The sequence below is a fragment of the Pseudomonas sp. P179 genome, from assembly GCF_000478485.2.
GTDB classification, from domain to species: Bacteria; Pseudomonadota; Gammaproteobacteria; order Pseudomonadales; family Pseudomonadaceae; genus Pseudomonas; species Pseudomonas aeruginosa.
In genome coordinates this window covers 2,533,062-2,544,578 of record NZ_KI517354.1, presented here as the reverse complement: position 1 = coordinate 2,544,578, position 11,517 = coordinate 2,533,062, and the positions used below count along the sequence as shown (strand labels likewise).

Here is an 11,517-nt window from a genome sequence, read left to right as displayed (position 1 = left end):
TAATGGAGATCTACCTATGAGTTTCTTCCACGGCGTTACGGTAACCAACGTCGATATCGGTGCGCGCACCATCGCGCTGCCGGCCAGTTCCGTCATCGGCCTCTGCGATGTGTTCACGCCGGGGGCGCAGGCAAGCGCCAAGCCCAACGTCCCGGTGCTGCTCACCAGCAAGAAGGACGCCGCCGCGGCGTTCGGCATCGGCTCGTCTATCTACCTGGCCTGCGAGGCCATCTATAACCGTGCCCAGGCCGTGATCGTGGCGGTGGGCGTGGAAGCCGCGGAGACTCCCGAGGCCCAGGCCAGCGCCGTCATAGGTGGTATCAGTGCCGCCGGCGAGCGCACCGGGCTGCAGGCTTTGCTCGACGGCAAGAGCCGCTTCAATGCCCAGCCACGTCTACTAGTTGCGCCGGGTCATTCGGCCCAGCAAGCGGTGGCCACCGCCATGGACGGGCTGGCCGAGAAACTGCGGGCCATCGCCATTCTCGATGGTCCCAATAGCACCGACGAGGCGGCCGTCGCCTACGCCAAGAACTTCGGCAGCAAGCGCCTTTTCATGGTCGACCCGGGCGTTCAGGTTTGGGACAGCGCCACCAATGCCGCGCGCAACGCCCCGGCTTCGGCCTACGCCGCCGGCCTGTTCGCCTGGACCGACGCCGAGTACGGCTTCTGGTCCTCGCCGTCGAACAAGGAGATCAAGGGCGTCACCGGCACCAGCCGTCCGGTGGAGTTCCTCGACGGCGATGAGACCTGTCGCGCCAACCTGCTCAACAACGCCAATATCGCGACGATCATTCGCGACGATGGCTATCGCCTGTGGGGCAACCGCACCTTGTCCAGCGACAGCAAGTGGGCTTTCGTCACCCGTGTTCGGACCATGGACCTGGTAATGGATGCGATCCTCGCCGGGCACAAGTGGGCGGTGGACCGCGGTATCACCAAGACCTACGTGAAGGATGTCACCGAGGGCCTGCGCGCCTTCATGCGCGATCTGAAGAACCAGGGAGCGGTGATCAACTTCGAGGTCTATGCCGACCCGGACCTGAACAGCGCCAGCCAGCTGGCCCAGGGCAAGGTGTACTGGAACATCCGTTTCACCGATGTGCCGCCTGCCGAGAACCCCAATTTCCGTGTCGAGGTGACCGATCAGTGGCTCACCGAAGTTCTGGATGTCGCCTAAGGAGCGCCCGTGATGATTCCGCAAACCCTGACCAATACCAATCTGTTCATCGACGGCGTGAGCTTCGCCGGTGACGTGCCATCCCTGACCCTGCCCAAGCTGGCTGTGAAGACCGAGCAATACCGTGCCGGCGGCATGGATGCGCCGGTATCCATCGACATGGGCCTGGAGGCGATGGAAGCCAAGTTCTCCACCAACGGTGCCCGCCGAGAAGCGCTGAATTTCTTCGGCCTGGCCGACCAGAGCGCTTTCAATGGCGTGTTCCGTGGCTCCTTCAAGGGCCAGAAGGGCGCCAGCGTGCCAGTGGTGGCTACCCTGCGCGGCCTGCTCAAGGAGGTCGACCCGGGCGACTGGAAAGCCGGCGAGAAAGCCGAGTTCAAGTACGCCGTTGCGGTCAGCTACTACAAGCTGGAAGTCGATGGCCGCGAGGTCTACGAGATCGATCCGGTCAACGGTGTCCGCGCGATCAACGGTGTCGACCAGTTGGCCGGCATGCGCAACGACCTCGGCCTGTAAGAGGAGCTCCGGACATGACCCAAGAGAATCGACTGCCGGGCTGGCTGACGCTGGATGCCGACGCCGCCCTCGTTCGTCTCTCGCGTCCGGCACAGTGCAACGGGGTCAGCGTCGACACGCTGACCCTGCGTGCACCCACCGTGCGTGATATCCGCCTGGCCGGCAAGGTGGCCGGCGACGATGCCGAGGAGCGCGAACTGCAACTGTTCGCCTCGCTGGCGCAGGTCAGCCGCCAGGACCTGGAGGGGCTGAAGCTGAGCGACTACCAGCGGCTGCAAGGCGCCTACTTTCGCCTGGTGCAAGACGACACGGACGACACCTTCGCGTATGCGTCAACTGGCGAGGCGCCTGGCCATTGAGCTGGGCTTCCAGGCCAGCGAACTGGAGCGCATGACCCTGGGCGACCTGCTCTGGTGGCTCGCCGAGGGCGAGGAGTGAGCGACGGCGCCGTCCGCCAGGCGAGCGGCGCCCGCGCTACTTCAGTAGGTCCGCGGAGGCGGACATCGATAACAGACGAGACGAACCGTCATGAGTAAAGACATGGACCTGGTGGTCTCCATCGGCGGCATCGCCGACCCCTCCTTGGGCAAGGCATTCGAGACCGTCAAGGCACGGCTCGACAGTCTCCAGGAACGTTCCCGCCAGGCTTCCAGCCTGAGGGATGTGCTGGGAGACGCCATACGCCTGGAGCGAGAGCTCGCCGATATGCGCAAGGTCGGGGACCGCGGCGTTGCTGAGCATGCCCGGCAGCTTGGCGAACGCCAGGAGCAACTGAAGCGACTCGGCATCGAGGCCAGGGCCGCGGGCGATGCCTACGCTCGACTGGGCGAGATGCAGCGTGGCCTGGATATGCAGGTCCGCGGCCTGCAACGGCTGGAGCAGGCCAGCCAGGCAATGCCATTGGCTAGCGCATTTTCCGGACTGGTCGTGGAAGCCAGCAAGACGGCTGCCGGTTATCAAGCGCGGTTGCGCGACCTGGCGATCCGCAACGGCCTGGACGTCGGCCGGGAGCCAGCCTTGGCATCCCTGATCCAGGACAGCGCCAACCAGAGCGGCCTGGGACGCACGGCGACGCTGGACATGCTGGAGCACTTGAACGCCACCGGCATGGGGTTCGCCGCCGCGCAAATGAATCTGGGACTGGCGGGCCGCTTCGGCTTTGGCCAAGGGATTGCTTCAGCCGAGGTTGCGGGGCTGGTTCGAGCGTTGCAACTGGCCCAGGGTTCGGACTCGCCAGAGCAATTGTCCGCCTCCCTCGACCGTCTGGTCGTCCTGGGTAAAGGCAGAGTCGGCAGTGAGGCCCTGGCGCGTCGCCTGCCTGCCTTGTTGTCAGCGCTGGGCAATGCGGGAGAGGCCACGGCCGGCGATGTCGGTGCACTGGGTGCCTTGCTGGAGATTCAGGCAAAGAACACCACGCCAGACAAAGCGGACGTGCGGATGAAGGCCTGGCTGGAGTTCGTCGGCAGCGGCAGCTTGAAACGCGCTTATGGCCAGGACTACGACCGGGACCTGGAAGCGCTGCGCAAGGACGGAGCGAGTCTGCTGGAGGCCAACCTGGAGCTGGCTGCGCGCTATCGGGATAAGGGCGGCAAGCTCAGCGCCGGCGTGGCGTCGCCGGCGCTTGAAGCCTATCGAGCGTCGCGCGGCGAGTTCCAGGGCTTGCTCGAATCCCAGCAGTCTTCCGTAGGCTCTTCGGAGCGCGATGCGCAGCGTCGCAAGGGGATGTCCCAGGAGCTGTGGAAGGCTTCCAGCGACAGTTGGGAGAGGGCGCAGACCGCTTTGGGCAGCGCCCTGAATCCATATCTGGACAACCTGGCCAAGGGGAGCGCGGTACTCGGCGAGTCGACTGCGGAGCTGCTCGAAGCCTATCCGCGGACGACGGCCGGTCTTACCGCCGCCGCAGGTGCGGTGTTATCCGGGTATCTCGCCTACAAGGGAGGGCGCGGCGCTATCGACGTGTTGCGTGGCGGTCGGCTCGGTCGGCGAGGGAGCGCTGCCGTCGGCGATCTGATCGAACAGGGCGCAGGCCGGGTATCGGGTGGTAGCGAAATACAGCGCGTGTTCGTTACCAACTGGCCGGTGCCGGGAAGCGACTCTACGCTGGAGTCCGCGAGGAGGCCGGCACAACGAAAGCGCGGTCAAACACCACGCAGGAAGAGAGGCAAGGGCGGTGGGGTGAAGGCCCGCTCCCTTCCATCCCTTGGCTTCTCGGCTGGAGGAGGCTTGGGGGCGATGGCAGGAAAGCTGCCGCGCCTGTCGCGTTTGCCCATACGCAACGCGCCGCTGCAAGTGGCCTCGTCGTTGATCGATGTTGCTGAGGTTTACTCCAGCGACCTGTCGGAGAGCGAAAAGACCATCGCCTATGGCGAGGCCGGTGGCTCCCTGGCTGGTTCCCTGGCTGGCGCCGCTCTGGGAGCGAGCATCGGCTCGGTGGTGCCGGTGGTCGGTACGCTGATCGGTGGATTGGTTGGCGGCGCTATCGGCGCCTGGGGCGGTAGCGAACTGGGGGGGCGTCTGGGACGCAGTCTGGCTGGCGATCCGCCGGCGGCCTCGGACAACAAGCCGGCGGTGCCCGCACCACAGGCCGAGCCCGTCGCGGCTGCGCCCAACTGGACCTTCGCGCCGCAGATCAACCTGACGGTGCAAGGCAACGTACACGAGCCGCAGCGCCTGGCCGACGAGTTGCTGCCCTACCTGCAACGCATGCTTGTCGACTTCGCCGACGAGCGGCAGCGGCGCAGCCTCTACGATCCGGCGATGGTCTAAGGAGTCCCCATGGCATATCTGGAACAATTGCAGGCCGGCCTGAGGTACCTGGGTCGCGCCGGCGAGTCCGGACGCAAGAGTCTGGACAAGGTGGTCGCTCCGGTGAACGGTGCGATCAGCGAGATCCGCGGCGCAGCCGCGGAGCTGGAGAACCTGCCCGGCGTATCGCCGGAAATGGCTGCCCGGCTGCAGCGTGCCATGCGCGGCATCGGCCAGGCGCAGGGCAAGGTGAACCGCGTGGTCTCCACCTATGACCGGGCGAGCCGGGCGTTGCTTGGTATCGACGAACGCGTGGATGCGCTGAAGGTCCAGGTAAACAGTGCCGCGCAGGCGGTCGGCAAGGTCGCTGGCGACATCAGTCCGACGCTGGCGGGGGTGCTGCCGTCGTGGCTGCTGGCACCCTCGGCGACGCCCTCGAGCGAGGCCGTAGCGCCCTTGCCGCACCTGCTGGTACTGCAGCCGCTGACCGCCAATGCCCAACCGTTCTACTTCAACCTGAATACTGCCGCCTTCGACGCCCTGCAGCGCAACAGTGCCTACAACTGGAGCGGGCAGGTGCGCCTGGGCCGGCGGCCGGCGCTGCAGAGCGTCGGCATGGGCGAGGAGAGCATCCTGCTCAAGGGTGCGGTATTCCCGCTGCGTCGACAGGTAGGCAACCAGGAAAAGGTCGTCGGTCTGGAGCAGCTCGAAGCGCTGCGCCGGTTGGCGGAGCGGCGTGAGCCGCTGATCCTGAGCAGCGGCTACGGCGAGGTGCAGATGGGCCTCTGGTGTCTGGTGCGGATCAGCGAGAACCAGAGCGCCCTGCTGGGCAACGGCGCTCCCCGCAAACAAACCTTCGACCTGGAGTTCAAGCGCTATGGCGACGACCTGCCGAACCGCTGACGGCGACATGCTGGACAGCCTCTGCTACCACGTCTATGGCCATCTGTTGGGCTGCGTCGAGGCGACCCTCGACGCCAATCCCGGGCTGGCCGATGAGCAGCAGCCATTCCGCGCCGGCTTGCTGATCAGTTTCCCTGACATGCCGGTGGTCAATGTCGAACAGGTGCGCCTGTGGGATTGATCGACCGCTCACCCGCAACCCCGCCTTGGCGGGGTTTTTCTTTTCTGGAGAGATCAGGTGCAACCGAGTTTCCGTATCGTTGCCGACGGCACCGACGTCACCCAGCGGCTGAATGACCGCCTGCTCAAGCTGACCCTGCTGGACAAGCCGGGCATGGAGTCCGACAGCCTGACCTTGAGGATCGACGATCGCGATGGACAGGTGGCCTTACCCAGGCGCGGTGCGGTGCTGGAGGTTCATCTCGGCTATGCCGGCGAGCCACTGATGCGCATGGGACGCTTTACCGTGGACACCTTGCAGTGGGCTGGTCCGCCGGACTGCCTGACCGTCACTGCCAAGGCCGGCGACATGCGCGGCAGTGGCAAGACGATACGCAGCGGCGGTTGGGAGGGCACTACCCTGGCTCAGGTCTGCCGCGATGTTGGCGCACGCAACGGCTGGCGCGTGGAGTGTCCGTTGCAGGTGGCGATCGCCCGGGTCGACCAGGTCAATGAGTCCGACTACCACTTCGTCACCCGTCTGGCGCGCCAGTACGACTGCACCGCCAAGCTGGCCGAGGGCATGCTCATGGTGCTGCCGCGACAGAGCGGGCAGAGCGCCACGGGGCGTCGGATCGAACCTTTGGTGTTGGGACGTGCTGACGTCGGCAGCTTCGACGTTACCTACGACGACCGCAGCCTGATGAGAACGGTGAAGACCCGCTACCAATTGCCCGGCAGCGGCGAGGTCAAGAGCGTCGAGCTGAAGAACCCGAAGGCACCGGCTACGGCTATGGGCGAGCATGTCGACCGGCATCTCTATGCCAGCCGTGGAGAGGCCGAGCAGGCGGCGAAGGCTCGCCTGGCGAGCTTCAGCCGCTCCAGCGCCAGTGTGCGCCTGGAACTGCCAGGGCGTGGCGACCTGTTCGCCGAGCGCAGCCTGCTGCTCCAAGGCTTCAAGGCGGGAATCGACGGCGAGTTCCTGATCGACTCGGTGGAGCACACCTACAGCTCCAGCGGATGGACCACTGTCGTGCAATGCAACGGCGGCCGAGGCGGCAAGGGGTGACGCCTGAAACCCATCGGAGTGCAGGAGGATCGATGAAACTGACCGAGCAGCAATTGCTGCGCATTTTTCCCAACGCCCGCCTCGTCGCGGGCGTTTTCGTTGTGGCGTTGCAACGGGCCATGGACGAGAGGGAGATCGACACACCGGCGCGGCGTGCCGCGTTTCTCGCCCAGGTCGGCCACGAAAGCAGCCAGTTGACCCGGCTGGTGGAGAACCTCAATTACAGCGCCCAAGGCTTGGCGGCGACCTGGCCGGGTCGCTATCTCGGCCCCGACGGGCAGCCCAACGCGTTGGCCTTGCGGCTGGCGCGCAATCCGCAGGCGATTGCCGACAACACCTACGCCACGCGCAACGGCAATGGCGACGAAGCGTCCGGCGATGGCTGGCGCTTCCGCGGGCGTGGCTTGCTACAAATCACCGGGCGTGCCAACTACCGGTTGGTCGGCGAGGCCCTCGGCGAGCCGCTGGAAGCCGAGCCCTGGCGCCTGGAGCAGCCCGTGCCGGCGGCCCGCAGCGCCGCCTGGTGGTGGGCCGGTCACGGGCTCAACGAGCTGGCCGACCGCGGCGAGTTCGCTGCCATCACCCGCCGCATTAACGGCGGCCTGAATGGCCAGGCGGAGCGCCTGGCGTTGTGGCAGCGGGCCAGGGCGGTGCTGTCATGAGCCGGCTCGCTCTGCTCCTGCCGGCCGTGTTGTTGGTCCTGCTGGCCGGCGCCTTGCTCGGCGGCGGCCTGGTTGCCCGCCATTATCGTCCGCAACTGGAGGAGGCCCTGGGACAACTCACTGCCAGCCGCGTCGCCAGCGGCCAGCTCGAGGCTTTGCTCGATGAGCAGCAGCGCGCGCTGGCGGCGGTGCGGGCGAGCGCCGAGAGGCGCGCGAAGGACGTCGAGCAGGCACTCGGCGAGGCCAGGGCGCAGGCCGCGGAGCAGTATGCCGCGGCCGTGCGTCTGCTCCAAGAACCCGACTTTGGCACGGACTGCCAGGCGGCAGGTGCGGCGATCGACCGGGAGCTGGGACTATGACTCGTCTCCTGCTGGGGCTTTGTCTGCTTTTCGCGGGCTGCGCAGCCTCACCGACGACACCTCGCCCAGTGCGCGTCGAGGTTCCCCTGGCAGTGCCCTGCCGTGTACCTGACGTGCGCCCGCCGAGCTGGGCCGGCGCCACGCTGAAGGCCGGCGATTCGCTGCAGGCCAAGGTTCGCGCATTGCTCGCCGAGCGCCGCCAGCGGCAGGGCTACGAACTCGAATTGCAGGCGGCATTGCGTGCCTGCCGCTGAGACACTGGGCGCATATGGACGTCGATGGACGTGTGTCCGGCGCATATTGCCGTGTATTGATTCCGCAGCGTTGTCGAGCCGGGAATCGGTCGGTACAACGTAGTCATGCTTGTACAGGTGTGTCCCCCCAGGGATGTCACCTGCAACCTCAGAGCCCGGCCAGTGTGCCGGGCTTTTTCGTTTGCATCCGACAACGGCTCGGGACGTGGAGGCTCCTCGCCGACCGCGTACCGCGCCACGGCTGACCGTCCTGGAGGCGGGGCCAGACGACCCGCCTGGTGCGGGTCTTTTCATGTGCATAAAGGAGAGTTTTCCATGTCCATCCTGACTCAAGGTACCCAGATCTACGCCCTGGTTCCGCCGGTATCCGGTACCGGTGCCGCTACCGTCCTGGAGATCGAAGGCGTGACCTCGTTCAACCCGGGCGGCAATCCGGCCGACCAGATCGAAGACCCGTGCCTGAGCGACACTTCGCGCAAGTACAAGAAAGGCCTGCGCACCCCTGGCCAGGCGACACTCGGCATCAACGCCGATCCACGCCTGGCCAGTCACGTTCGGTTGTTCCAGCTGTCCGAGAAAGATGGCGAGACGAGCGTCAAGTGGGCCATCGGCTGGTCCGACGGAATCGACGTAAAGCCGACCGTCAGCACCGAAGGCGACGATTTCGTGCTGCCGCCGGCGCGCACCTGGTTCACCTTCGAAGGCTACGTCAGCGACTTCCCCTTCGATTTCGCCAGCAACACGCTGGTCGCTACCCAGGCCACCATCCAGCGTTCCGGCGCCGGCAAGTGGACGCCGAAGTCGGCTTGAGGAGCGCGTAGATGAATCTCAACGAACTTCGTGCGGCGGGCGGTTTCATCGAGTCGGCGCTGGTGCGCAAGGAGATTACCTGGACCCGCGTTCCCGCCGGCAGGAAGAAGGCGGTCAGCGACACCTTCCAGGTGTTCGTCCGACGCAACAGTTTTGGCGCGGTGGAGCGCCTGTTCTCCGCCGAAGGCGACCAGCAGAGCCGCAACGCGCGCTACCTCGCCGAATGCATTCGCCTGGGCGAGACGGGAGAGGAAAGCCTGACCTACGAACAGGCCTACGACCTCGACCCGGCGCTGGGCTTCCTGCTGCTGCAGGCGGTCGGTGAGGTCAACCGGGTCGAGGACGCGGAAAAAAACTGACCCCCGCCGACGAGGTTTGGCACGAACTGGTGCTGAACGGCGTCGGCGGGTCGACCATTGCCGAGGCCAAGGAGCGGCTCAGCTACGCCGAGTACCGCGCCTGGGTCGCCTATCTGAACAAGCGCGGCTCGCTCCATCCGGGACACCGGCTGGAGCTTGCGCTGGCTCGGATCGCTGCGTTGCTCGGGCATGCGCTGGGAGCGGACGCCGATCCCGACGCGTTCCGTCCGCATATGGCTCTCCAGCCCCTTTCGCTGCACCAGGCGATGGATCAATGGGCATGACAGGCCACCCCGCTGCGGCGGGGTCTTTTTCTGGAAGACATGAATCATGGCCACGAATACCGACGGCAGCCTGACGCTCGACCTGGTCCTTCGCAGCGAAGGGTACAGGGCCGGGATGGACAAGGTTGGCAGGATCAACGATCAGAAAATGCGCGCCATGGAGGCGCGCGCGGAAAAGGCTGGCAAGGCTATCGGCAAAAGCCTGGACAGTTCGGCACTGATTGCCAGCAGCGTGCTGGACCAGGCGCTGGACATGCTGGGCAGGACCAGTCGCCAGGCGGGTCAGGCCAAGAAGCCTGTGCAGAGCGCCCAGGACAAGGTACTGGCCGAGTGGAAGACCCGGCAGAAGGAGCTGGGCGAAGCCTGGAAGAGCTATCGCGAACCACTCCAGGATCTGTCCAAGCTCAACGAAGCACTACTGAAGAACTCTTCCGACAAGCTCGACAAGGCGCTGCTCAATCTCAGCGAGACCGGCAAGCTGTCGCTTGCCAACGTGGGCAAGGCCGCCTACGCCGATGCTGCGCGCCTCGCCTCGCGGCAGATGACCCTGATGCTGCTGGACGGGCTGTTTGGCTGGGTCGCCAGCGTCGGTACCGAGAAGCCCAAGGTCGACGACAAGGCGGGCAAGGGACAGGCGAAGGCTGGCGACGACGAGAAGGAACAGCCGTCGCTCCAGTCGCAGGTCTTCAAGCAGTGGCTGTTGCAGATGAACAGTGTCTGGGGCGCCTACCGCGCGCCCCTGCAGGATATCTCCGGGATGACCGACGAGCTGTTCAGGAATGCGTCGGAGAAGCTCGAGAAGTCGCTGTTCAATTTCGCCACTAGCGGAAAGCTGTCCTTGAGCAACTTCGCCAAGACGGTGATCGACGATGTCGCCCGGATCGCCGCGCGGCAGCTTTCAATGCTCGCCCTGGACGGATTGTTCGGCTGGATGAATGGCAAGGCCGGCATCACCGAGGCGCAACTGGCCAGCCAGAAGCCCTATACCTCGCTACTGGAAAAGGCCCGCGCAGCTGCGGGACAAGCGGCAGCGGGCGCTCCCGCGGCCCAGGGTGCCGCGCCAATGCCGGCAGCGGCGATGGATGTCGGCGCGATGGTGGCCACTGCTTCCGGGCAGACCGGGGACGGTTCCAAGGTCTCGGCTGGAGGGGCTTCGGCCGCTGGCAAGCCGGTGGGCAGTTGGGTCGAACAGATGGACGCCTCCTGGGCGAGCCTGCGCGACCAGGCGCAGGACGTCTCGGGAATGATGGACATGCTGTTTACCAACGCCTTCACCAATATGGAGAACGCCCTGTTCACCTTTGCCACCACGGGCAAGCTGTCGTTCAAGGATTTCGCCGACTCGGTGATCCAGGATATGGCGCGGATCGCCGCGCGGCAGGCGACGCTGCAGATCATCGGCAGCATCGTCGGTGCGGTCAGCGGGTTCTTCGGTAGCGGCGCAACGGCGGGCTCGCGGATTTCCGACTATACCGGCTCGGACATGGCCAATTGGGTCAGCAAGCAACGCGCCGGAGGCATGCCTGGGTTCGCCAGGGGCGGTGCCTTCAACGATGGCATCCAGAGCGCGCCGGCGCTGTTCAGCATGGCCGGCGGTCGTCCGGCGCTGATCGGCGAGCGTGGGCCGGAAGCCATCATGCCGCTGAGTCGCGGTTCCGATGGCGTGCTCGGCGTGCGCGCGCTCGGCGGCGGCGAGGGGGGCAACGTCTTCAATTTCTCCACCAGCGTCAGCCTGGGCGGTGGCCGCGAGGGCGCGGCGACGGCCAGCGGCGACGACGGTACGGGACAGCAGCTGGCGGGAATGATCAACGATGCCGCGCGCAACGTGGTGGCGCAGGAGCTGCGCCCCGGCGGCCTGGTATGGAGGATGGTGAATGGCTGATCTGGAACGCTTTACCTGGGACATCTCGATCGATTCCGCCGGCCAGGCGAACCAACTGGTACGTCAGGTGCAGTACGGCGGCGGCTACAGCCAGGCGCTCGGCGACGGGCTGAACAACCTCAGCGAGACCTGGCAGGTTTCGCGTACCGGCGATCTCGCGCTGATCGGCCCGATCCGCGATTTCCTCAAGCGCCACGGCGGCTACCGCTCGTTCCTCTGGACCTTGCCCACTGGCGAACCGGTACGGGTGCGCGCCCAGGGCTGGCAATTGCGGCCGCGCGGCAACGGCGTGTTCACCCTGAACACCACCTTCCAGCAAGTCTTCAATCCGTGAGGTA

Annotated in this window: 15 protein-coding genes; all 15 read left to right on the top strand. The window is 65.9% G+C overall.

Going from position 1 to position 11,517, the window contains the following annotated elements:
* Positions 1-16: 16 nt before the first annotated feature.
* The 15 genes from HMPREF1224_RS24325 to HMPREF1224_RS24255 all read left to right on the top strand — a co-directional run bounded on the left by HMPREF1224_RS24325 (position 17) and on the right by HMPREF1224_RS24255 (position 11,513).
* On the top strand, positions 17-1,177 hold the full coding sequence (locus HMPREF1224_RS24325; protein WP_003121848.1) for a phage tail sheath subtilisin-like domain-containing protein: 1,161 nt from the start codon (positions 17-19) through the stop codon (positions 1,175-1,177).
* A 12-nt stretch (positions 1,178-1,189) separates the two neighbouring features.
* On the top strand, positions 1,190-1,693 hold the full coding sequence (locus tag HMPREF1224_RS24320) for a phage major tail tube protein (protein ID WP_003085175.1): 504 nt from the start codon (positions 1,190-1,192) through the stop codon (positions 1,691-1,693).
* A gap of 14 nt (positions 1,694-1,707) precedes the next feature.
* The gene (locus HMPREF1224_RS24315; protein ID WP_003085178.1) at positions 1,708-2,052 is read left to right on the top strand and encodes a phage tail assembly protein; all 345 of its coding nucleotides are present in this window, start codon (positions 1,708-1,710) and stop codon (positions 2,050-2,052) included.
* Positions 2,053-2,221: 169 nt separating this feature from the next.
* Complete coding sequence (locus tag HMPREF1224_RS24310) at positions 2,222-4,459, top strand: hypothetical protein (protein ID WP_010793487.1); 2,238 nt, start codon at positions 2,222-2,224, stop codon at positions 4,457-4,459.
* 9 nt (positions 4,460-4,468) lie between these two features.
* Positions 4,469-5,341: a phage tail protein gene (locus tag HMPREF1224_RS24305; protein WP_010793486.1), complete on the top strand. Its 873-nt coding sequence runs from the start codon at positions 4,469-4,471 to the stop codon at positions 5,339-5,341.
* On the top strand, positions 5,316-5,522 hold the full coding sequence (locus HMPREF1224_RS24300; protein ID WP_003101635.1) for a tail protein X: 207 nt from the start codon (positions 5,316-5,318) through the stop codon (positions 5,520-5,522). The genes HMPREF1224_RS24305 and HMPREF1224_RS24300 overlap by 26 nt, the downstream gene beginning before the upstream one ends.
* Positions 5,523-5,579: 57 nt before the next feature.
* Positions 5,580-6,569 carry a phage late control D family protein gene (locus tag HMPREF1224_RS24295; protein ID WP_010793485.1) on the top strand — a complete coding sequence of 330 codons (990 nt, stop codon included), beginning with the start codon at positions 5,580-5,582 and terminating at the stop codon, positions 6,567-6,569.
* Between the two features lie 32 nt (positions 6,570-6,601).
* Positions 6,602-7,231 (top strand): glycoside hydrolase family 19 protein, encoded by a 630-nt coding sequence (locus tag HMPREF1224_RS24290; protein ID WP_003113192.1) that lies wholly within the window; start codon positions 6,602-6,604, stop codon positions 7,229-7,231.
* Positions 7,228-7,590, top strand: coding sequence for a hypothetical protein (locus HMPREF1224_RS24285; RefSeq protein WP_003118918.1), 363 nt, complete (start codon positions 7,228-7,230; stop codon positions 7,588-7,590). The genes HMPREF1224_RS24290 and HMPREF1224_RS24285 overlap by 4 nt, the downstream gene beginning before the upstream one ends.
* Complete coding sequence (locus tag HMPREF1224_RS24280; protein ID WP_003118919.1) at positions 7,587-7,844, top strand: hypothetical protein; 258 nt, start codon at positions 7,587-7,589, stop codon at positions 7,842-7,844. The genes HMPREF1224_RS24285 and HMPREF1224_RS24280 overlap by 4 nt, the downstream gene beginning before the upstream one ends.
* 315 nt (positions 7,845-8,159) lie before the next feature.
* Positions 8,160-8,654 carry a phage tail tube protein gene (locus HMPREF1224_RS24275; protein ID WP_003113190.1) on the top strand — a complete coding sequence of 165 codons (495 nt, stop codon included), beginning with the start codon at positions 8,160-8,162 and terminating at the stop codon, positions 8,652-8,654.
* 11 nt (positions 8,655-8,665) lie between these two features.
* Positions 8,666-9,013: a phage tail assembly chaperone family protein, TAC gene (locus HMPREF1224_RS24270; RefSeq protein WP_003113189.1), complete on the top strand. Its 348-nt coding sequence runs from the start codon at positions 8,666-8,668 to the stop codon at positions 9,011-9,013.
* A gap of 29 nt (positions 9,014-9,042) precedes the next feature.
* A complete protein-coding gene (locus HMPREF1224_RS24265) occupies positions 9,043-9,297 on the top strand; it encodes a hypothetical protein (RefSeq protein WP_003113188.1) in 255 nt (84 codons plus the stop codon).
* Positions 9,298-9,343: 46 nt separating this feature from the next.
* Positions 9,344-11,179, top strand: a complete 1,836-nt coding sequence (locus HMPREF1224_RS24260) for a phage tail tape measure protein (protein WP_003113187.1) — start codon at positions 9,344-9,346, stop codon at positions 11,177-11,179.
* Positions 11,172-11,513 carry a phage tail protein gene (locus HMPREF1224_RS24255; RefSeq protein WP_003113186.1) on the top strand — a complete coding sequence of 114 codons (342 nt, stop codon included), beginning with the start codon at positions 11,172-11,174 and terminating at the stop codon, positions 11,511-11,513. Before HMPREF1224_RS24260 ends, HMPREF1224_RS24255 begins: the two co-directional genes overlap by 8 nt.
* Positions 11,514-11,517 lie beyond the last annotated feature (4 nt).